This is a genomic window from Cupriavidus pauculus, from assembly GCF_008801835.1.
GTDB classification, from domain to species: domain Bacteria; phylum Pseudomonadota; class Gammaproteobacteria; order Burkholderiales; family Burkholderiaceae; genus Cupriavidus; species Cupriavidus pauculus.
Window position 1 is genome coordinate 117,127 of the sequence record NZ_VZOW01000014.1, and the last position, 21,783, is coordinate 138,909.

The following is a 21,783-nucleotide window of genomic DNA, read 5'->3' on the forward strand; positions in this document are numbered from 1 at the left end:
CGACCAATTTAGGCGACGACAGACCTTCGTGTCTATCCCACCGTGGCGGGTGCGGCCACAAGCGACCCGAATTACCGCTCCTGGCGCAACGCCGCCAAGGGCGTCTGCTGTCCCGAAATTGCCGCGGAGGCGGCAATAACCAAGTCGGCAAAGCGCCGCTCATCGTCGGCACCGTGCCAACGCGGTTTGGCTACAGCAATGTTGATCGCGGCATGCGCGACGCCGCTGCGATCGACCACTGCAGCCGCTACGGAGTGGTCGCCCAGAAGGTATTCCTCCTGGGTGAACGCGTATCCGCGCTCGCGAATGGCGCATAAGCGAGCCAGAATCTCCTCGGGCTGCGTCACGGTGAGGCGTGTGTATTGCACAAGTTGAGACTTGCGCAAAATATCTGCCACGTCGCCATCGGCTAACGTCGAGAGCATTGCCAATCCCGGCGCAGTACAGAACGCGGGCATACGCGAGCCAACCTGGAAATTGCGGGATAGCACATGGCGACTGACAATTCGGGACACGAACACCACGTCGGCTTCGTCCAGAACGCTCAGGTTGGTAGCTTCTTCCGTGTCCAGGGCGAGTTGCTGCACGTAGGGGAGCGCTCTCTCGAGCATCTCGTTCGAGGCGACGTAGTGGTATGCAAAGTCCAGCAACCGCGGCGACAACTCGTATTTTTTGGTCCCTTCATCCCGGCGAAGATAGCCGAGCGACGTGAGCGTAAAGGCAAAGCGTTGGATCGCGCTGATGTCCAGCCCGGTGAGCGCCGATATCTGCGAGAGGGACAAATGGCGTCGAGAGGCATCAAACGCCATCAGTACCTTCAGCGCGCGTTCCACCGCCGTCACATAGAGTTTGGAGTCCGCCGGCGAAGGTACGTCAGCCGATACCTGTGGCGCGTCCGGCGTTGCGTCGGACGCTGCACCGACTTGCTGGGTGTTGATTTTCTTGGCCATGAGCCCGCTGAGGAAAGTGGTTCGATTCGGGGATGTATCCGGCATTTTATCGTTGCCTGGCATCTTGTTCTCCCGGTGAACCATTTCCTCGATCATGGCACGTCAGCGTCCTGCAAACACCGGCTTGCGTTTCTGTGCGAACGCAGCCGTCGCATTGCGATAGTCTTCGCTACTCTCTGCCCGTCGGGTGGCTTCGGCAATCGCCTCTTCAGCCGCCTCCAGCTTCCCTGCGGCAATGGCGTTCAGTTGCAGCTTGATGCCGGCAATGGATAGCGGTGCGCTTTCCATCATGGCGGCTCCATAGCCGATGGCGCCAGCGATGACGTCCACGTCGTCACTCAGCAAAGCGTCCAGAAACCCTGCAGCGTGGGCCTCGGCGGCGCCGATCAAGTCCCCCGTATATAACCAGCGCCGTGCCGTGCTCAGGCCGACCAGATGCGTCAGACGCGTCAATTGGATCGTCGGGTACATCAGGCCGAGCTTTGCCACCGGCACGCCAGCGCGCACGCTGGAGTCGCCGACACGGAAATCGCAGCACATTGCCAGACTTAGGCCGCCGCCCACGCAATTGCCACGGACCGCGGCCACGACGGGTACCGGCGTTGCCTGCACTGCCGCATAGGCTTGCTGAATCACCGCACGATATGCATCGGCAGTTGCCGGATCAGCCATCGCTTCGCGAAACGCGATGATGTCGTGGCCCGCACAAAACTGCCCTTCTGCGCCGGTGAGTACGACGAGGCGTATCACTGAATCACTCGCAAAGGCCGTGAACGTGTCGCGCAGGTCGGTCCATGCGGCCAGGTCACACGCATTACGACGATGCGGCCGGTTGATGGTAACGATTGCGATGCGACCGCTGTCGCGACGCTCGACGAGAATTTCGGAAGGCATAACTATGATTCCTGAAACAGCCGCTGCGCAGCGGCTGATGTTGGTTCTTTCCTGCACTATAGGCCGGCAGCGCAGACAAACGCGACCGGATGCCGTCCGGCCGCATCCGCTCGCCTCATTGCGCGGTGATGTGCGTTTCCTGGATGACCTTTGCCCATTTGGCCACCTCGCCACGCACCCGGAGTTCGGCCTCCTCCGGCGTTGTCATGACGATGTCGATGCCTTGCGCTTGGAAACGCGTCTTCACGTCCGGCATCTGCAACGACTTCTGTAACTCGGCATTCATTCGCGTGATGATGCTCTTTGGTGTGCCGGTCCGGACCAGCACGCCATAGGTCGACGGCACTTCGAAGTCCTTGAGCCCCGCCTCGGTGGCGGTGGGCACGTCAGGCAGTACGCCGACGCGGCGCGGCGTGGCGACCGCCAGTGCCTTGAGCTTGCCGGACCGCAGCGCACTGATGGCGGTCGGCGCCGTGGCGAACATCACCTGGATCTGTCCGCCGAGAAGGTCGGCAATGGCCGGCGCAGCGCCCTTATAAGGGACGTGCAACAAATCAACTTTCGCCTGGCGCTTGAACATTTCAGCGGCCACGTGCTCGATCGAGCCATTGCCAGAAGAACCAAACGCGATCTGCCCGGGCTTGGACGCCGCCAGTTTGATCAGCTCATGAACACTCCCGACTGGCAACGAACTATTCACCAGGAGCACGATCGGCAGGTTGCCCACCACGGCGACCGGCGTGAAATCGCTCAGGAGGCTATAGCCGTTGCTCGCCTGGAGAAGCGTGGCGTTGATCGAATACGAGGTTAGCGCCGCCATCAGCAACGTATAGCCATCGGCCGGGGCCTTGGCCACTTGCTGGGCGCCAATGTTGCCGGAGAAGCCGGGCTTGTTATCCACCACCACTGGCTTGCCCAGCCCCTCCGACAACTTTTGGCCTAGCGCGCGGCCCACCACATCCACCGCGCCACCCGCGGAATACGGCACCACGAAGCTGATCGGCTTATCGGGCCACGCCGGTTGTGCCAGCGCCTGCCCCGGACTCGCGACCGCGCCGAACAGCGCAGCGGTCGACAACGCAACGGCACGGGTAGTCCGGGTCACCCCGGCGGCAAAAGAACTGCATGCGAGCGAAAGCATTTTGCTACTCACTTTGTATTGATCGTTGAAATGAACGATCGTCAATCACCAGCCAGCGTCATCAGGCGCCGACCACTTGGTGTTGTGCTGGCCTGGCAGCGGGCCCTACGGGTTTGTATGGCTGCAGACGACTGTCCAGTTCGTCTGCGGCCATCGCCCCTGTTTCTTATGTGCGGTTGTGCAGCGTCTAGCTGGCGCAGTCAGGACGTCTTCTTGCCGATCTTGTATCCGGTCTGTTCCAGGTCCCAAACACCGGTCAGGTCGCGCGACAGCAGCTTCTTCTGGATGCGCTGGGTCGGCGTCTTCGGAAACTCGTCGATGAAAGCGATGTAGCGCGGAATCTGGAAGTACGGCATGCGCGTCTCGCACCACTGGACCAGCGCCATCGGATCCAGCACACGCGCCACGCCTGGCGCATCGCTGCGCGGGCGGATGAAGATCTTCAGTTCGTCCTCGCCCAGGTCGCTTGGCACGCCCACCAGCGCGCACTCCTCCACGTCGGGATGCTCGCCGATGACGCGCTCCACTTCCCACGCGGAAATATTGATGCCACGCCGGCGCACCGTGTCCTTCTTTCGGCCGGCGAAATACAGGAAGCCCTTTTCGTCGCGCCGGGCCAGATCGCCGGTACAGAACCAGTCGCCGCGCATTGCCGTTGCCTGCGCCTCGGGGTTGCGGAAGTAGCCCAGGAACTCCAGCCCCGGCACCCGCGCGCGGACAACGATTTCCCCGGGTTCGCCCACCGGCACGCTGCGGCCCTCGTCGTCGGTGAGATCCACGTCGAAGTAGTCGAGCGGCTTGCCCACCGATCCAGCCGGGCCGGCCGGGTTGACCGTCACGAAGGTGATCATCTCCGAGAGCCCGTAGCCTTCACGCATCTCCACGGCGAAGCGCTGCGAGAACGCCGACCACAGTTCGGGCGGACAGCCGCCGCCCCACGCCACCTTGACCTTGTGCTCGCGATCGTTGTCGCGCGGCGGCTGCTTGAGAAGCATCGGCACGACGCTGCCCAGGTAATGGATATGCGTCACGCCGTGGCGCCGCACGTCGTCCCAGAAACGCGATGCGCTGAAGCGTTCGACCATGGCCAGCGTGGTGCGCCCGATGAGAGCGGAAATGATCACGGCCACGCCGGCGCCGTGGTGCAGAGACTCCCAGAGCAGGAACACGTCATTGGGCTGCGCACCCGTCAATCGCAGAATGCCCATCGGGCCGGCCCGCAGCGTGCGATCGGACTTCAGCACGCCCTTCGGCGCGCCGGTGGTGCCAGAACTCGGGGTGAGCGCAAGAATAGTGTCGGCGGTGGGCACCGCATCGGCGCCGAGTGCTGGCGGCTCAGCGGAGAGTTCGGCAAACGCGCCGAACTCGTCCTGGCCCTCATGCTCGCCGCGCCAGATCACGGTGCAAGCGTCGATCCTGCCGCCCAGCGACGCCACTTCCGCCGCGTACTCGGCATCGGCCACCAAGCCATGCGGGGCAAACTGCTCGAACAGGTGCTCCAGCGCCGCGCCACGCAGGTGCACGTTCACTGGCACGCGCACCAGCCCGAGCCGCGCCAAGGCAAAGATTGCGACGATGTGATCGGGATGGCTGGGCAGCATCAACGCCACGCGGTCGCCGGGCTGCAAGCCACGTGCACTCAGCCCGTTCGCCACCTGGTTGACCTTGCGATCGAGCTCCGCCACGGTCAGAGCGGTCTCGCCGAAATAACAATAGACATGCTCTGGCGTTTCGCGGGCACGGCGGGCAAGGAGCGCCGAAATGGTCTCGTCGCCAACGGGATCGATATCAATGTGCTGCGCCACGCCATCAGCGCAGTCATCGGGAGAAGAGGGATTCACGGTATTCGTCATGGAGTCATCGGCGTCCTGGCGGCACGCCGGCTGCTGCAGTGGATCAGGAATTGGTGTGGCGCAAGGTGGCGACAATCGTCGGCCCGATGCCTGGCGGCCTGGGGAGCACCTCAAGCGTTGGATGCCGCAGCGCGCCGGCGCGCGCGTTCCTCGAAAAACGCTTCCATCATGCGCGCTGGCTCGCCGGACGCATACGATTCGCGATGGATACGGATGCCCGCGTTGATCGACTCACGAAAACGCTGTTCGGTCATTTCACGCAGCCAGGCCTTGTCGAGTCGCATTGCCAGCCGAGGTTTGGCGGCAAGATCGGCGGCGATGGACAATGACCGCTCCAGCACCTGCTCGCGCGGCACCAAGTGGTGTACCAGACCAATGTCGAAGCACTCCTGCGCCATCATCATGCGCCCGGTCAGCGTCAGCTCGATGGTGCGTGACATGCCCAGCATCTCGTTCATGATCCAGGGTCCCGTTACGCTGGCAATGCCCGCATTGATCTCGGGCTGGCCCATCTGCACGTCGCGATGAGCCACCCGGATATCGCCCAGCAGCGTGACCTGGAAGGCCGAGCCCGCCGCGGTTCCGTTGAGCGCCATGACCAGTGGCTTAGGCAGGCTGCGCAGCGTGTCGTAAAAAGTTTCCCATTCCCGCAGCCAAACTTCCGCGCGTTCCTCATCGAAATCGTGCGCCTCTTCCAGATCCTGCCCCGCAGAGAATGCGCGCTCGCCTGCTCCGGTCATGACGATCGCCCCGATGGTGTCGTCGGCCGCAAATTCCGCCAGGGCGACGAGAATTTCCCCACGCATCGCCGTGTTCCATGCGTTCAGCCTCTCCGGACGGTTTAGGGTCAAAATCCCGACCGCATCTGATCGCTCTGTTTTAATGTACGTCGCCATATGTTTAGTGCCTAGCAATAAATAGATAGTGCTGTGAAATATATTCGGCATCGACGGCGCACGCAACCAGAACGAATTCAGGGATTACCCTTAGAGGGCCGAGCACTGCGGAACACGGCGCTTCGCTGCACACCATAGAAGCCCAGTGCGGTTCGTTGCAGCGCCCCGCAGTGGTGCAAAAAATTCGATATTTGCCAAATAAACGAAATTTGCGGCATGATCGCTGCGCGAATCGGTCGCCCCAACATAAAGACCGATCTATATCGACCAGCCTGGTGTTCTGCACTGCCAAGGCGTCGGCCAAAAATTACGGACGGGTATGAAGGCTTACAAGATATTGGCCGCCATCGCTGCGGCCGCCGCGCTGTGCTCCTGCGGCGGAGACAACAACGGCGATAGCGGGACGGCAGCCACGGCACCGCCGCAGCAGACCCCACCGGTCACGACGCCCGCGGTCCCCCAGGACCCTGCTGGTCCTGTTTCCCTGTCGATCTCCGTGACGGTGACCGGCTTGCTGGGCAAAGGTCTCGTCGTGCAAAACAATGGTGCGGACACGCTCACGTTCGACGCGGATGGACACGCGGCATTCGCCACGCCCGTCGCGCAGGGCGGTGCGTACGCGGTTACCGTCATGAAGCAACCAGCCTTGCCGGCGCAGATCTGTACGGTCGATGGGGGAGCCGGGACCGCGGGATCCGCCCCGGTGGCGGTCACCGTGACCTGCGCGGCGCGCACGCGTCTGGCCATCGTCACGTCGCTGTCCAGCACCGCTATCCTCGCCGGCGATCCGTCCACCGGCGCATTCACTGCGACGGGCTATAGCGTGCCGATCGGAGGGCTCTTACCTCCTACGCTGTCCCGTACCGGTGATTTTCTATATTTGACGGATATCGTCGCCAATACCGTGCGGGCCTACTCCTTGGATCCCATGAGCGGGGCACCCACGTTGCTGCCCGGCTCGCCATTCGCGACCGGAGGTGTCGGGCCGCAAGCCGCGGCCATGGCTCCGAACGGCAAATTCCTTTACGTGGCAAACAGAGACTCGAATACCCTTGCCATCTTCGCGGTGGACGAATCGACGGGCGCGCTGACGTTAGCGGGGCAAGTGCCGACAGGTGCCACTCCCTTATCTGTCGCTGTCTCACCGAACGGGAAAAATCTCTACGTCTGTAACTACCTGGCAAACACCATCTCGGCCTACATCGTCGATGCCAACACTGGCATGCCGGGAGCAGGGACTGCGTTTGTGACGCCGTCGCCGCGGTTTATGGCGATCGACCCGACCGGCAAGTTTATGTATGTCACAGGCGGAAACAGCAATCTCGTCTACGGCTTCACGATCGACGCCACGACAGGCGCTCTGATCGCAATGAGCGCGCCATTCTCAGCGGGAAATGGTGCGTCGTACCTCGCTATCGAGCCGGCGGGAAAATTTCTGTACGTGACCAACGAGAGCGACGGCACCGCATCGTCCTTCGCTATCAACACCGGCTCGGGTGCGCTGACCGAGATCCTGCCACGCGCCGCCGCGGGCATCTTGCCGGAAGGCATTGCCGTGAGCCCGACTGGCCAGTACGTCTATGTGGCCGCCCAGGCCGATCGCTTGGTCAAGCAGTTCGCCATCGACGCCACGAACGGAGGCTTGTTGCCCCGATCGAGTACATCAATGAGTACGCTGCCGTTGGGGATTGTCATCAGGTAACACGGTAGCGCGTGATACAGGCCGCAGATGCGGCGAAAGTGGCGGCGGTCGGCAGCGGGATACCGACCCGGCGGTCCGCCATTGGCACTTCATCAAGGCTGTTCCCGGCTCGAACACAGGCACTGAGCCAGGGGCTATTACTCTTCGTTTGTATTCGCCAGTTGCTGCCGAAACCCGGCTGCCCGACTACTCTGGCACGGCACGCGTGGCGTATGCCGCGTCGACTTCCGCACGCACCGCCCCCGGTGGCCGCCCGACGACGCGCTTGAATGCGCGGCTGAACGCGGCGAGCGACCCGTAGCCGAGCCGGTACGCAACCGATTCGATCGCCTCGCGGTCGCGTGAGATCCATTGCGCGGCGAGCCGCATCCGCAGCTCGGTCAGGTAGCGCACGGGCGTCATGCCGGTCGCCGCGAGAAATCGCTCGGCGAACACCGAGCGCGACACGCCCGCTTCGGCGGCCAATTCGGCGACGCTCCAGTTTCGGCCCGGATCGCGATGCAGCGCGACGATCGCACGGCCGAGCTTCGGATCGAGCAACGCTTGCACCCAGCCCGTCGCGTCGCCGCAGCCGCACTCGACCCAGCCGCGCACGATAAACGAAGCGACTACGTCCGCGAGCCGCGCGAGGATGCCCGCAAAGCCTGCGCGCTCCGAGCAGGCTTCGCGCTCCATTGCATCGAGCATCGGGCGGATTTCGGGGTAGCGCGCGAGCAGTGTGCCGACGTGCATGAACTCCGGCATCGTGCCGACGAGCGGCTGCATGCCGCCAAGATCGAACTCCATGCACGCGCTGAAGATCAGCGCTTCTCCAGTCGTCGCATCGGTTCCGGCGCAGGGCGGCGGCGTACCGACCGACGCGACCGAGTCGCAGATCTTCGCTGCCTCGAAGGCACCGATGGGACGAGACGACGCGTCTGGATCGGACACGAGTGTGTGCATGCTGCCGTGCGGTAACAGGATCGCGTCGCCGGTTTCAAGCGTCATCGTTGCGCCCGTCGCGTCGCGCAGCAGCACGGGCCCGCGTCCAACGAAATGAAACTGCGCGCGCCCCGGGACGTGGCCGAAGCTCAAGCCGAACGGTCGCGGGACCTGGATGCGGCGATATTGGACGCCGCTCAGGCGCATCCCCAGCAGCAGTTCGCTGACGAGGTCGCGCACGTCGGGAACGTGAGCAGGAAGGGAAGCGGACATTGGATCCGGACGATAAATCAATATTCGCGGATTGTATGTCATATACCGTCCGGCCATCGCTGCTTACGCTATGCCGTCATTGGCACTTTTCCCGATTTTTCCTGATATGGAACCACCCATGAATTCCGGCATTTCCCAGGCCGCTGCGCAAGCGGCTCCCAGCGAACCCGCCTGGGGCGCGGTCTTTGCCATGGCGCTAGGCGTGTTCGGCCTCGTCACGGCTGAATTCCTGCCTGCGAGCCTGCTTACACCAATGGCCGACAGCCTCGGCGTGACCGAAGGCGTCGCCGGGCAGACCGTGGCGGTCACCGCAACGGTTGCGCTCGTTGCAAGCCTGCTGACCGCCGCCACGACACGTACGATCGACCGGCGGCGCGTGCTGCTGGCGTTTTCGGTGCTATTGGTCGCATCGAATCTCACCGTTGCGTTTGCGGCCAACCTCACGACGATTCTGATCGGCCGCGTTGTGCTTGGCATCGCGCTCGGCGGCTTCTGGACGATGGCAACGGCCACCGCAATGCGGCTCGTGCCCACTGCGATGGTGCCGCGCGCGCTGTCGATCATCTTCAGCGGCGTGGCCGTCGCGACGATCGCCGCCGCCCCGCTCGGCAGCTACTTCGGCCACCTGATCGGCTGGCGCAGCGTGTTCCTGTTGGCGGCCGCGCTTGGCGGCGTCGCGTTGCTATCGCAGGTTGCTACGCTGCCGTCGATGCCACCGAGCGGAACCACCCGCCTGCGCACGTTGATCGACGTGCTGCGCCGGCCGACTGTCGGCCTGGGAATGTTCGCGACGACGCTCGTGTTCACCGGACATTTTGCGTTCTTCACGTACTTGCGGCCGTTCCTGGAACAGGTCGCCGGCGTTGGCGTGAACGGGCTGTCGGCGATTCTGCTCGGCTACGGGGTGGCGAACTTCGTTGGCACATCGCTCGCCGGCCGCGTGCTTGAACACCGGCTGCGTCCGATGCTGATCGGCATGCCCGCGCTGATGGTCGTGCTCGGCATCGGGCTCGTCGTGCTCGGCCGTGCGCCGATGATCGATGCGGTGCTCGTCGCGCTTTGGGGGATGGCGTTCGGCGGCGTGCCGGTCGCATGGTCGACATGGGTCACGCGCACCGTGCCCGATGAAGCCGAGAGCGCAGGCGGCCTGATCGTCGCCGCCGTACAGCTCGCGATCGCGACCGGTGCGGCGGCCGGCGGCGTCGTGTTCGATGCAAACGGCGCCACCGGTGTGTTCCTCGGGGCCGCCATCGTGCTGGCCATCGCAGTTGCGACGATCGCGACCGGCGTCCCGCGACGAGTGGAGACGGTATCCGCGCTGGTCGAGCGTAGACTACATTGAAGCGGTCGCGGTCGCGACTATCGAAGTGTCCACACTCCGGAAAATTCCGGTCACGGCAACCATTGAACCGCGCCATGCGTGAACGGCGTTCTGTCGCCCCACCCTCACTCAATGCGAAGTAAGGAGAACCCCATGATCAAGGTCAGCGTCATGTATCCGTACACCGAAGGCGCGCGCTTCGACCACACCTACTACCGCGACCGGCACATGCCGATGGTGAAGGCAAGGCTGGGCAATGCCTGCGCGTACTACACCGTCGAAAAAGGCCTGGCCGGCAGAGCGCCAGGGTCACCGCCCGCCTTCGTGGCGATGTGCGCGTTCATCTGCAATTCGGTCGAGGGCTATCAGGCCGCGATGCAGCAGCACGGCGCCGAGATCCTGGGCGACATCGCCAACTACACCGACATCGCACCAGTGGTCCAGGTCAGCGAGGTCGTGGTCGAACGGTCGGATGGTTGAAGGCACCGGTTAATAGGTTGGCCATTCGAAGTTTGGCGTCGCTTGGGCTACCGCTAAATGTTGACTCTAAGGTCCGTAGCGCCTCAGTTCTTCGCCGATCAATTCACCTAACCGGCTCGCGTGCTCAGGTGCAGGTCGACCCGAACGACTGATGCAGTAGTAGTGGAGGTAATCCTTCGCCTGCACCATGCGTTCCAGGCGAACGTTGTATCTCGAGGCAACGCCCGCACAGATCGAAGGCAGGACCGCTACCCCGAGCTGGCTGGCAACCATCGCAATAACGGTTTCGATGTGCGTCACCTCCATGCGGCGGTCTACAACTGCACCGGCCCGCGACAAGTGATCGTCGACCAGGATCTGAATAGGATTTTCCTTCGGCAGGCATATCAGGGGGGCGCCATCCAACTGGCGCCACGGAATGTCGCCGCGTGCTTTGGTGCGCGCGGTTGGCGAGACCCTTACGAGATCGTTGCTGAACAGCGAACGTCGCGTCAGACCGGATGCCGCCTTGAAGAACAGACCGTAGCCGGCATCGACCATGCCTACGTCGACCAGCATCTGAATGCGCTCAGGATCGACATCCCAGACTTCTACCTGAAGCTCGGGCACCTCACGCTTTAACCGCACAAGCGCCCCTGGCAAGAGGCTATTCGCGACAAGAGGTGTCACCGCAATTCGCAGCGGGCGACGCGCCCCGTCGACCCGCTGTACCGCTTCAAGGGCAGCATCAATGGCCGCAACGGCGGCTTCTGCCGATGGCAGAAATGCCTGGCCCTCCGGCGTCAGATCGACCAGACGGGTGGTCCGGTACAGCAAGCGACATCCCACCTGCGCTTCCAACTCCTTGACCATCGCGCTCAGCCCCGCCTGGGTGATGTGCATCTGCTGCGATGCCTTGGTGAAGTTCCTGAAGCGCGCCGCAGCCAGGAAAGCTTTGAGTTGGCGGTACGAGGGATTCATAACGTTTATTTGTTAATTCATAGAATACTATAGCTTCTCTTGTTGCCGTTCCTGAGCTTCAATTGACACGTCGGTACGCCGACCACTCGAAAAAAACCCCGGAGACGAACAACATGTGCCCCCAACTCAGCGTGCTTGGCGCTTGCCTCGCCGTCGCCCTGGCTTTTCCCGTCGCGGCCCAAGCCGACACATTTCCCGCCAAGCCCATCACGATCGTCGTGCCCTTTCCGCCGGGCGGTCCGACTGACAGTAGCGCCAGGCTGCTGGCCAAAGCCATGGGTGATTCGCTTCACCAGCCGGTCATCATCGACAATCGCGCAGGCGCCGGTGGCACGATCGGATCCGCCTACGTCGCTCGCGCTCAGCCTGACGGCTATACCTTGCTCTGGGGCGGCACCAGTAGTCTCGCGGTAGCGCCGGCACTGTATGCTTCGCTGCCCTACCAGCCACTGAAGTCCTTTGTCCCCATCGGCCAAGCGGTGAGGAGCCCGATGATGGTGGTAGGAAAATCCAGCCTCGCCGCTACCGACATGACTCAACTCATTCAGGCGGCGAAGTCCTCCTCCCTGACCTTCGGTTCAGCCGGCAACGGATCGATCGGCCATCTCACCGGGGAACAACTGAATACCACCCTCGGCATCAAGCTTCTTCACGTCCCCTACAAAGGCGGCGCCCCGGCACTGACCGACGTCCTTGGCGGGCAAATCGATCTCATGATCGACACCGCGCAGTTCCTGTCGCCTCACGTCCAGTCCGGCAAGGTCCGCGCGTTCGCAGTGGCTGGCGACAAACGTTTTCCTTTGCTGCCCAATGTGCCCACCGTCCGGGAAGCCACGGGAAAGCCGTTCGAGGCCTATTCATGGTTTGGCCTGGTAGCGCCGGCCGGCACGCCGGTGTCGATCGTCAATCGCCTGGAAACGGCGCTGAACGCTGCCATGCGCGACCCCGCCACGCTCAAGCAACTCACCAGCAGTGGACTAGAGCCTGTAAATAGCTCGTCCAGTGCCTTCGCAGCAACCATTTCAACCGACCTGAAGAGGTGGACCGAGGCAGTCCGCATTTCTGGCGTCAAGCCTGACTAACTTTCATCATGACCAATTCATCTCGACATATCATCATTTGCGGTGCAGGACTCGGCGGTCTGACCGCTGCGCTGGCCCTTCTGCGGCGCGGTTTCCGGGTGACAGTACTAGAGCAGGCATTTGCGCTTGGGGAAGTTGGTGCGGGCATCCAACTGAGCGCGAACGCAACAGGCGTGCTCTACCGTCTGGGTTTAGGCGATGCATTGCAAGCCGTTGCGTCGATTCCGACGGGAAAACAAATCCGCCTGTGGAACACAGGGGAAGCGTGGAAGCTCTTCGACCTGGGTGCAGAGTCGCAGGAGCGATATGGATACCCCTACTTCACCATTTACCGCGCAGATCTGCACCGTGTGTTGGCCGACGCTGTGATGGCCGCCTCGCCCGATGCAATACGCCTGAATGCGCGCTGCGTCGCCGTCGAACAGACAGACCAAGGCGTCAAAGTCAGCCTGGCCGATGGCGGTTGGGTCAGCGGCGACGTCGTAATCGGGGCGGACGGCGTCCATTCGCGAATCCGCGCTGCGCTGTTCAACGACGACAAACCGCGCTTTTCCGGGTGCCTGGCTTGGCGTGGCGTCATTCCTGCCAAAGACTTGCCCGAGCACCTGCGCGAGCCCGTGGGCAACAACTGGATTGGACCAGGGGCGCACGTCATCCACTATCCGTTGCGGCGGGGCGAACTCGTCAATTTCGTCGGCATCGTCGAGCGCGACGATTGGCAAGTGGAATCGTGGAATGAAGCGGGCAATACCGATGAATGTCTGCGCGACTTTGAGGGCTGGCACGAAGATGTTCAAACCATGATCAAGTCGATCGCGACGCCGTTCAAGTGGGCCCTGATGGTGCGCGAGCCTATGGATTCCTGGACGGTCGGCAACATTACCCTGCTCGGCGACGCGTGTCATCCGACCTTGCCATTCCTGGCGCAAGGCGCTGCCATGGCAATTGAGGACGGCTACCTGGTAGCGCGGGCCTTGGATACTCACGACAACTCAGCCGTCGCGCTGCAGCGCTATGAATCCGCGCGCAAGGAACGGACCTCGCGCATTGTTCGGGGATCCGCGGAGAACGCGAAGCGTTTCCATAACCCAGCGCTCGCTACCCGCGAAGGTGCGACGGCCTACATCGACGAGCAATTCAGCGAGCCACTGGTACGCTCGCGCTATGAGTGGCTGTTTGAATACAACGTTGAGACCGTGCCGCTCTGAGGCGACTTGGCACAATCCGCACCTCATCGTGCCGGGGACAACTGACCGCTTTTGTCGGGCGATGGACGGATCAAGCGGCGCCTTGAATGTCGGAGAGGGGTTGTGGATTCAACCGGTCAACGAATGGCCGCCCCCGGTGCCGGGAGAGACCGTTGCGTGCACCGCTCGTCAACGACGAAGGGAGACGGTCGCTGCAGGAGATGGGCCGGCGGGACGTGTCGTGTCACCCGGCTGGGATATCGCTCGAGAGCGAATCCCCCAGCGCGCACTGCAGCTGACTGGTATATCGGGGCTCGCGAGATCCAGGATGCCGAGGCTATGCGCAAGTATCTGAAGATGCGGCTCTGGCCGAGCAGGATGCTGTCGCGGGCATACGAATCCATGTAGTACTTCGCGCTGCTGAACATGGTCAGGTCGCCGTCGTAGCCCTCTACTGTGGGTATTCGCGGTGCGGAGTTCCGCAGACTATCGTCCTCACCGCTGCTGTCCGACATTCCCGTCGAAAGTGAATCGCATGCCCGCTGGGCCGCGGGCACCAAGGCCAGCACGTCTGTCGTCATGATGAGCCCCATGACGGCATCGGACACGTAGTCCACTTCCACGACGACCCGGGGCGACGGTGCGGCCTCGCGCTCGCAGATCTCGCCCATCAGCCAGACGCGAGGACTTCTGGTCGGACGTACCTTACTCGCATTTGACTCGATGATCTTGCTTGCCTCGGCCTGGTCCGTCGGGGGCGCCAACGCGGCATAGTCCTTTATCGGAGTGGCAGCGCTCAACATGGTCATCGTCATGAACTTCAATGCAGGCCGATATCTCTCCAGATAGCCGCCGCCAGCCTGGCAGGATTTTTTGGCGGTCGGTTGCGACCCGGAGTGGGACAGCGAAGTCAGAGGGCGGATTCGAACATCCTCGCCCCACATTGGCAACGATACAGCGTCTGAGTTGCCGATAGCTCGCTGCCATTTAAGCGGCACCTTCGTCACTTGGCGGTTTAAGCCACGCTGGCGCCACCAAATACCCTCCCCTCGGCGAATGCGATAAGCGAGTGCCCGCCTGTGATTTTTCCTCACAGGCGGAGAACTTTATATCGCTTGCTGCGCTATTGCCGCGTTCCTATGATGGCCCAAACCAGATGCTTCGAATCACGATCGCCGGGCAATAGCCGGGAAAATGAAAGTAGAGGAACTCATGTCTATTACCGCTGCACGGGCCGAGTTTTCGGTTCGCTATTTCGTCGAGAGTTCGCTTGCCCCCGAGAAAATTGCGCAAGTCATCGCTGGTGAACAGTCAAGCGGCACATTTTTGACGTTGCCTGGCGAAACTCCACAGCTCAAGGAGCGCTCGCGCGCTCGAGTGGTAGATATTCGCTCATTGCCGCCAACGCTCGAGCCTTCGCTGCAAAGCGCCTTTGTCCAACACCGTGGAGTTCATGGGGTATTCCATCGTGCTGAAATCGAGATTGCCTTCCCAATCGAGAATGTAGGTCCGAATCTGCCGGTGTTGCTTGCAACGCTGGCCGGCAACTTATTCGAGCTGGGGGAGGTCACGGGTCTCCGTGTATTGGACCTCGACATGCCGGAAAAGTATGCGGCTCAGTTTCCGGGGCCTGCATTCAGCATCGAAGGCACGCGGCGATTGTCGGGCGTTCACGGCCGGCCCATGATCGGAACCATCATCAAACCCAGCATCGGACTCACCGCCGAGCAGACTGCCGTGTTGGTTGACGATCTGTGCAGCGCTGATATCGACTTTATCAAAGATGATGAACTGATTGCCAACCCACCATACGAGCCGTTCGAGAAACGCGTGGCCGCTGTAATGCCAGTGCTGCAAAAGCATGCGGACCGTCTGGGGCGCATGCCCATGTACGCCTTCAATCTCTCGGGCTCGATCGACGACATGCTGCGTCACCACGATACCGTGCTTCAGGCCGGTGGAACGTGCGTGATGGTAAGCGTCAATTGGGCGGGCTTCGCGGGTGTCGAACACCTTCGGCGGCATTCGCAATTGCCGATCCATGGCCACCGAAACGGTTGGGGCAGCCTGACACGCCATCCTGCGCTCGGCTTCAGCTTTGAGGCGTACCAGAAGCTTTGGCGGCTGGCTGGGGTCGACCATCTGCATGTCAACGGATTGCGCAGCAAATTCTGGGAGGCAGATGAATCGGTTCTGCGCTCCGCGCGCGCCTGCCTCTCCCCTTTCGCTGGAGTACGGGCAGTCATGCCCGTGTTCTCATCGGGCCAATGGGCGGAACAAGCGCCGGACATGTATCGGCAGTTGCAATCAACGGACCTGATGCATCTTGCCGGCGGCGGCATCATCGGCCACCCGGACGGTATTCAGGCTGGTGTGGTCAGCATGCGGGAAGCCTGGGATGCGGCAGTTGCTGGCAAGAGCCTCGAGTCTCATGCATCGACTCATCCGGCGCTTGCTCGCGCCCTCTCACACTTTGGGCGGGTGTGAAGCATGACCGCCGAGCAACAGCTTCGCCTCGCGTTTTACGGGGATGACTTCACCGGCTCAACGGACGCGCTGGAAGTCCTTGCGTTTGCCGGACTGAGGTGCGCCCTGTTCTTGAAGCCACCCAGTGCCGAGTTGCTCGACACACTCGGCAACTTCGATGCCATCGGCGTTGCGGGCGACAGTCGGAGCATGTCGCCAGAAGAAATGGATCAAGCCCTGCCGGACACCCTGAGTGCGCTGGCAAGTCTTCCCGTTTCGCTGGTCCATTACAAGGTTTGTTCCACGTTTGACAGTTCGCCAACTGTCGGGAGTATCGGCCGAGTCATGGATCTCGCCCGCGACGCATTTGGGCGGGGTCCAATCCCAATTGTCGCGGCAACTCCAGCACTCGGCAGGTACTGCGTCTTCGGCAACCTGTTCGCGCGCTCCGGCACCGATGGCGTGGTGTACCGGCTGGATCGGCATCCGATCATGAGCCGCCACCCAACTACGCCCATGACAGAGGCGGACCTGGCGGCGCACCTAGGCGCGCAGACTCGCCAGGTTTTGGCAAAGTTCACGCTCGCATCGTACGAAGAAGGCCAATCAGCGATGGATGCCGAGCTGGCGCGTCTGGCGTCGAGCGGGGCAGACGGCATTGTGTTTGACGGAACGACTTCAGGCCATCTGACGCAAGTCGGACGCCTGCTCGAGCAACTCGGTGCGGGTCGCTCGCGCCCATTGTTCTGCATCGGCTCATCGGGACTCGAATACGCCGCCACACAGTGGTGGCGTGAAAACGGAACGGCTGAGCCAACGAGTACACCGCAATTCGAGCGCTTCAGAGGCGTCGAGACGCTGCTTGCCGTGTCGGGCAGCGCCTCACCACTCAGCAAAACGCAGGTCGACAAAGCCATTGAGACTGGGTTCGTGGACATCCGCGTAGATGCAGCCAGTCTGGTAGCCGATGAAAAATGGGAGTCCGAGCTCTCTCGTCTGCATGGCGAAGCGGTGGCGGCGTTGCGTGCGGGACGAAGCGTTATTGCACACACGGCCCGCGGTCCGGACGACGACAGAATCAAAGCAATGACGTCCTTGCTGGAGTCCCAAGGCATGCGCAAGGACCAGGCCAAGCATCTTGGTGGACGGCTCCTGGCACAGCGCTTGGGACGCTTTGTCGATGGAGTATTGCGTGAAGTGCGTCTGGAGCGCGTGGTCATTTCGGGCGGCGACACCTCAAGTCATGTCACCCGGCAACTGGCGCCGGACGCTTTGGTAGTCGCCGCTCGCCTCGCTCCTGGCGCGCCACTATGCCGGGTGATCTCGGACCAACCACATCTTTCCGACCTGGAAATTGCACTGAAAGGCGGCCAGATGGGGAATTCAGATTATTTCGTCAAAGCGCTACGAGGTACTGAAAAATAATACTTAAGCATTTTTTAAAAATATAAGGAGACAAAATCATGAATCGATTCACGCGCCGTAACTTCCTGATGAGCGCCGTAGCAGGCATCGCTGCGCCCACGCTGATCATGCCAAAGGCCTCCCGGGCCGCCGAGAGCAGTTTCAAGTTCGGCACCAATCTGCCGGCAAACCACCCATTGAACATCCGCGCCAACGAGGCAGCGGAACGAATCATGAAGGAGACGGGTGGGCAGGTGCGGATCAATGTCTTCCCCAACAATCAGCTGGGAAACGATGCCGACATGCTGTCCCAATTGCGCGCCGGCGCGATCGACTTTTTTACCGTGTCTGGCGTGAATGTGTTGTCACAGCTGGTGCCAGTGTCATCGATGTATGGGCTGGGATTTGCATTCCCAAACGATGATGCGGTGCATAAGGCACTGGACGGCGATCTTGGCAAATTCCTCCGCAGCCAGTTCACCAAAGTCGGGCTGATGGCAATGGACAGCATCTGGAGTTCGGGATTCCGCCAGATTACTAACAGCGTGCGGCCGATTAAGACGCCGGACGACCTCAGGAATTTGAAGATCCGCGTTCCGGTGAGTCCGCTGTGGACTTCACTCTTCCAGCATCTTGGCGCGGCGCCGGCATCAATCAACTTCGCCGAGGTCTACTCATCGCTGCAAACCAAGGTGGTGGACGGTCAGGAAAACCCGCTGTCAATCATCTCTATCGCGAAACTCTACGAAGTTCAGAAGTATTGCTCCATGACCAATCACATGTGGGACGGCTACTGGTGCATGAGCAGCTTGAAAGCATGGAATCGTTTGCCTGAACAATACAGACCAGTCGTTGCGCAACACTTAAATCGATCGGCGCTGGATGTCCGCGGCGACGTAGCCAAGCTGAACACTTCGCTGCAAAGCGAGCTTCAGGCCAAAGGAATGGTATTCAACACTGCAGATCCAGCGCCATTCCGCGCCATGCTGTCCAAGAGCGGTTTCTATGCCCAGTGGCGCAAGAAATACGGCGAGGAAGCATGGGCAATGTTGGAAAAATACACCGGAAAACTGGGGTGAGCCATGCATATCGCACGAACGAACCCCCAGGCCGCCCAACCGCAGGATGCCATCGGCGCCTGCGCTGCGCGCCTGCAACGCTTGCTCAGCCACTGCTTGACCATTCCAGCAGCGCTGCTCGTTGCCGTAGAAATCTGCGTGTTGCTCGCCGGAGTCACCGGTCGCTACGTTTTCCACACTCCTCTCATCTGGTCAGATGAACTCGCGTCCATCCTGTTTCTCTGGCTGGCAATGATCGGTTCGGCCGTGGCGTTTGAAAGAGGCGAGCACATGCGGATGACGGCAGTTGTCGGAAAGCTTCCTCCGAGCACGCGTGCGTTCATCGACGTGCTGGCCACGGTGGCGGCCCTGGTGTTCCTGCTGCTAGTGCTTCCCCATGCGCTGGAGTATGCGAAAGAGGAAGCCATGATCAGCACGCCAGCCCTGGATATCGCGAACAGTTGGCGCGTAGGGGCAATGGCTTTCGGTTTTGGCATGATGGCGCTACTGTCGTTGTTGCGTCTTGCTCAATATTCTGACCGGAGGACCGTAGGCAGGGCACTCGCGCTCGCGGCGATATTGGTCGTCGCCATGTGGATGTTGCAACCGCTGTTCCATAAACTCGGCAACTTGAATCTGGTCATTTTCTTCGTTGTCGTAGTCGCGGGCTGCGTCTTTGCTGGGGTACCGATCGCCTTTGCCTTCGGCCTGGCCACGCTGGGATACATCATGCTGACCACCTCCACGCCGGTGTTGATCGTGGTTGGCCGCATGGACGAGGGAATGAGCCATCTCATCCTGCTGTCCGTACCGTTGTTCGTTTTTCTGGGGCAACTAATCGAGATGACGGGCATGGCGCGCGCGATGGTCGGCTTCCTGGCGAACCTGCTGGGCCATGTGCGCGGGGGTCTGCACTACGTGCTCGTAGGTGCCATGTATCTCGTATCGGGAATTTCTGGCTCCAAAGCGGCCGATATGGCTGCGATCGCACCCGTGCTGCTCCCGGAAATGAAGGCCCGTGGCGCGAAGGAAGGAGACTTGGTCGCCCTGTTGGCTGCAACCGGCGCCCAGACAGAGACGATACCGCCAAGCATCGTACTGATTACGATCGGCTCTGTTACAGGCGTTTCCATCTCGGCCCTGTTCACAGGGGGCATGCTACCGGGCGTAGTGCTCGCAATTGGCCTGATCGCCGTCGTCTTCTGGCGCTACCGCCGTGAGGACCTATCACAGGTGGCGCGGGCAAGTCGGACCGAGATCGCAAAGGCATTTCTCGTGGCGATGCCCGCGATTGCTCTTCCTTTCATCATCCGTGCAGCCGTGGTCGAGGGAGTTGCGACGGCAACGGAGGTGTCAACGATTGGCATTGTCTATGCCATCGTAGCTGGGCTTCTCATCTATCGCCGGTTCGACTTCAAACGCTTGTACCCGATGCTGGTAGACACGGCCAGTCTGTCAGGTGCGATTCTCCTGATCATTGGTGCGGCCACCGCGATGGCATGGGGTCTCACTCAATCCGGTTTTTCCAGCACCCTCACCGAGGCGATGCGCTCGTTGCCAGGTGGTGCCGTGGGCTTCATGGCCGTTTCAATCCTCGCTTTCGTGATTCTCGGCAGCGTGCTGGAAGGGATTCCGGCCATCGTATTGTTCGGTCCGCTGGTGTTTCCGATAGCGCATGCGATGGGCATTCACGAGGTCCACTACGCGATGGTCGTGATCCTTTCGATGGGTATCGGCCTCTTCGCGCCGCCGTTTGGCGTCGGCTACTACGCGGCATGCGCAATCTCCAAAATCCACCCGGACGAAGGGATTCGGCCCATTGTCGGATACATCGTTGCCATGGTTGCCGGATTGATCGTTGTTGCAGCCGTGCCATGGATTTCTATCGGATTTCTGTAATAGGAGACCAGAATGCAAAACCGAAATAAAGATCGAGTCGCAATTGTCGTAGGTGGTGGCATGGGGATAGGCGCAGAGATCTGTCAGCGCCTGGGCCTGGCGGGCTACATGGTGGTCGTTGCCGATCGCGACATGGAGGCCGCAAAACGTCGCGCGGATGAGCTTGGCGACGCGGGATCACTCGCCGCGGCACAACACATCGACGCGGGCGACGCTGCGTCCGTAGAGCAAGCGTTCGCAGAAATTGAAAGCCGGCATGCTCGCTGCGATGTGCTCGTGAACTGCGCGGGCATTGCAAAAGTCTTTCCTTTTCTGGAATTTCCCCTCGAAAATTTCCAGGCGACCATGAATGTCAACGTCACTGGCACGCTACTGTGCGCCCAGCACGCGGCCCGACTGATGGTGAAACGCAAATGGGGACGCATCGTGAACCTGGCATCCGTGGCCGGCCAACGTTCGGTGGGAACGGGGCGCACTGCCTATGGCACATCTAAAGCAGCGGTCATAGCGCTCACACGACAGATGGCAGTCGAGCTCGCCGAGCATGGCATCACAGCGAATACAGTGTCACCTGGTCCCGTCGACACTCCCATGACCCGCGTGCTTCATACGGACCAGTTCCGCAAGGAGTATACGCACGCCATACCAATGGATCGCTACGGATCGACTGGCGAGGTTGCTGCGGCGGTGATGTATTTCGTTGGAGACGAAGCTGGCTATACCACAGGCGTGGATTTGCCCGTCGATGGAGGCTTCCTGGCATCTGGAGCGCGAAGGCTGGCGTAGTGCCACGACCGGATCATTGTCGCAAAGTTGGAAAGCGGACAAATTTGAAGAACCAGGACTGAAAAGAGGCTGGCATGCACCGCAATCGTAAGGCAAAAATTGTCGCTACTATCGGGCCGGCAAGCGATAGAAAGGAAACCGTTGAAGCGTTATTTCATGCCGGGGTCGACGTATTCCGGATGAACTTTAGCCATGGCACCAACGCCGTTAAAGAGCGTATCCCATCCGGTTTGCGGGGCCCGCGATGTCCCATGACAGTCCCACAACTGTCCCATTACTGCTACCTTTAAGTTCCCTTTTGGTTCCCCTCAGGCCTGGACTGTTCTGCTGATGTTTAGACAAGTGAACCGCCCCGGGAACCGTGGAGGCTGGTTGGTTTAAGTTAATAGCGGTTCAGCGGCAGGGATTTGAAGCTGCCTGTAGTAGTTTGCCTCAGCTTCGGCGGGCGGGATATTGCCAAGGGGTTCCATCAGCCGATGATGGTTGAACCAGGCTACCCATTCCAGTGTG

The 21,783-nt window shown here is 61.2% G+C and carries 18 protein-coding genes and 2 pseudogenes; 11 read left to right on the forward strand and 9 right to left on the reverse strand.

Annotated features, from left to right (window positions below):
• Nucleotides 1-71 precede the first annotated feature (71 nt).
• The 5 genes from F7R19_RS16140 to F7R19_RS16160 form a co-directional block, all read right to left on the reverse strand.
• Entirely contained in the window at nt 72-1,046 is a 975-nt protein-coding gene (locus tag F7R19_RS16140; RefSeq protein WP_223506042.1) for an IclR family transcriptional regulator, read from the reverse strand.
• A 6-nt stretch (nt 1,047-1,052) separates the two neighbouring features.
• Entirely contained in the window at nt 1,053-1,844 is a 792-nt protein-coding gene (locus F7R19_RS16145; RefSeq protein ID WP_150981240.1) for an enoyl-CoA hydratase/isomerase family protein, read from the reverse strand.
• Nucleotides 1,845-1,959: 115 nt separating this feature from the next.
• Nucleotides 1,960-3,030 (reverse strand): Bug family tripartite tricarboxylate transporter substrate binding protein, encoded by a 1,071-nt coding sequence (locus F7R19_RS16150; protein ID WP_223506040.1) that lies wholly within the window; start codon nt 3,028-3,030, stop codon nt 1,960-1,962.
• A gap of 155 nt (nt 3,031-3,185) precedes the next feature.
• Nucleotides 3,186-4,838 carry an AMP-binding protein gene (locus F7R19_RS16155; RefSeq protein WP_150981241.1) on the reverse strand — a complete coding sequence of 551 codons (1,653 nt, stop codon included), beginning with the start codon at nt 4,836-4,838 and terminating at the stop codon, nt 3,186-3,188.
• A 110-nt stretch (nt 4,839-4,948) separates the two neighbouring features.
• The gene (locus tag F7R19_RS16160; RefSeq protein WP_061958815.1) at nt 4,949-5,734 is read right to left on the reverse strand and encodes an enoyl-CoA hydratase/isomerase family protein; all 786 of its coding nucleotides are present in this window, start codon (nt 5,732-5,734) and stop codon (nt 4,949-4,951) included.
• Nucleotides 5,735-6,053: 319 nt separating this feature from the next.
• Between F7R19_RS16160 and F7R19_RS16165 the strand changes: the two genes are divergently transcribed.
• The gene (locus F7R19_RS16165) at nt 6,054-7,436 is read left to right on the forward strand and encodes a lactonase family protein (RefSeq protein WP_150981242.1); all 1,383 of its coding nucleotides are present in this window, start codon (nt 6,054-6,056) and stop codon (nt 7,434-7,436) included.
• Nucleotides 7,437-7,622: 186 nt separating this feature from the next.
• Here F7R19_RS16165 and F7R19_RS16170 read toward each other — a convergent pair whose 3' ends face one another.
• Entirely contained in the window at nt 7,623-8,672 is a 1,050-nt protein-coding gene (locus tag F7R19_RS16170; protein WP_084004161.1) for an AraC family transcriptional regulator, read from the reverse strand.
• Between the two features lie 76 nt (nt 8,673-8,748).
• On the opposite strand from F7R19_RS16170, the gene F7R19_RS16175 reads away from it, so the two are divergent.
• Together F7R19_RS16175 and F7R19_RS16180 are read left to right on the forward strand one after the other, a co-directional pair.
• Nucleotides 8,749-9,972 carry an MFS transporter gene (locus F7R19_RS16175; RefSeq protein WP_061958818.1) on the forward strand — a complete coding sequence of 408 codons (1,224 nt, stop codon included), beginning with the start codon at nt 8,749-8,751 and terminating at the stop codon, nt 9,970-9,972.
• 132 nt (nt 9,973-10,104) lie between these two features.
• Nucleotides 10,105-10,431, forward strand: a complete 327-nt coding sequence (locus tag F7R19_RS16180) for an EthD family reductase (RefSeq protein ID WP_150981243.1) — start codon at nt 10,105-10,107, stop codon at nt 10,429-10,431.
• Nucleotides 10,432-10,497: 66 nt separating this feature from the next.
• On the opposite strand, the gene F7R19_RS16185 is transcribed toward F7R19_RS16180, so the two are convergent.
• Entirely contained in the window at nt 10,498-11,391 is an 894-nt protein-coding gene (locus F7R19_RS16185; RefSeq protein WP_150981244.1) for a LysR family transcriptional regulator, read from the reverse strand.
• Nucleotides 11,392-11,504: 113 nt separating this feature from the next.
• Between F7R19_RS16185 and F7R19_RS16190 the strand changes: the two genes are divergently transcribed.
• Complete coding sequence (locus tag F7R19_RS16190) at nt 11,505-12,473, forward strand: Bug family tripartite tricarboxylate transporter substrate binding protein (RefSeq protein WP_150981245.1); 969 nt, start codon at nt 11,505-11,507, stop codon at nt 12,471-12,473.
• Between the two features lie 5 nt (nt 12,474-12,478).
• Complete coding sequence (locus tag F7R19_RS16195; protein ID WP_150981246.1) at nt 12,479-13,681, forward strand: FAD-dependent monooxygenase; 1,203 nt, start codon at nt 12,479-12,481, stop codon at nt 13,679-13,681.
• Nucleotides 13,682-13,797: 116 nt separating this feature from the next.
• On the opposite strand, the gene F7R19_RS16200 is transcribed toward F7R19_RS16195, so the two are convergent.
• Nucleotides 13,798-14,475, reverse strand: coding sequence for a hypothetical protein (locus F7R19_RS16200; RefSeq protein WP_150981247.1), 678 nt, complete (start codon nt 14,473-14,475; stop codon nt 13,798-13,800).
• 397 nt (nt 14,476-14,872) lie between these two features.
• Between F7R19_RS16200 and F7R19_RS16205 the strand changes: the two genes are divergently transcribed.
• The 6 genes and pseudogenes from F7R19_RS16205 to F7R19_RS30200 all read left to right on the forward strand — a co-directional run.
• Nucleotides 14,873-16,147 (forward strand): ribulose-bisphosphate carboxylase large subunit family protein, encoded by a 1,275-nt coding sequence (locus F7R19_RS16205; protein WP_150981248.1) that lies wholly within the window; start codon nt 14,873-14,875, stop codon nt 16,145-16,147.
• A 3-nt stretch (nt 16,148-16,150) separates the two neighbouring features.
• Nucleotides 16,151-17,551 carry a four-carbon acid sugar kinase family protein gene (locus F7R19_RS16210; protein WP_150981249.1) on the forward strand — a complete coding sequence of 467 codons (1,401 nt, stop codon included), beginning with the start codon at nt 16,151-16,153 and terminating at the stop codon, nt 17,549-17,551.
• Between the two features lie 38 nt (nt 17,552-17,589).
• Nucleotides 17,590-18,609, forward strand: a complete 1,020-nt coding sequence (locus tag F7R19_RS16215; RefSeq protein ID WP_061958824.1) for a TRAP transporter substrate-binding protein — start codon at nt 17,590-17,592, stop codon at nt 18,607-18,609.
• A 3-nt stretch (nt 18,610-18,612) separates the two neighbouring features.
• Nucleotides 18,613-20,487, forward strand: a complete 1,875-nt coding sequence (locus F7R19_RS16220; protein WP_150981250.1) for a TRAP transporter large permease — start codon at nt 18,613-18,615, stop codon at nt 20,485-20,487.
• Nucleotides 20,488-20,499: 12 nt separating this feature from the next.
• On the forward strand, nt 20,500-21,273 hold the full coding sequence (locus F7R19_RS16225; RefSeq protein ID WP_150981251.1) for an SDR family NAD(P)-dependent oxidoreductase: 774 nt from the start codon (nt 20,500-20,502) through the stop codon (nt 21,271-21,273).
• Nucleotides 21,274-21,347: 74 nt separating this feature from the next.
• Nucleotides 21,348-21,479, forward strand: a pseudogene (locus tag F7R19_RS30200) (pyruvate kinase); the annotation flags it as partial.
• A gap of 171 nt (nt 21,480-21,650) precedes the next feature.
• Here the strand turns inward: F7R19_RS30200 and F7R19_RS16235 are convergent.
• Nucleotides 21,651-21,783: pseudogene (locus F7R19_RS16235) on the reverse strand (IS3 family transposase); the annotation flags it as partial.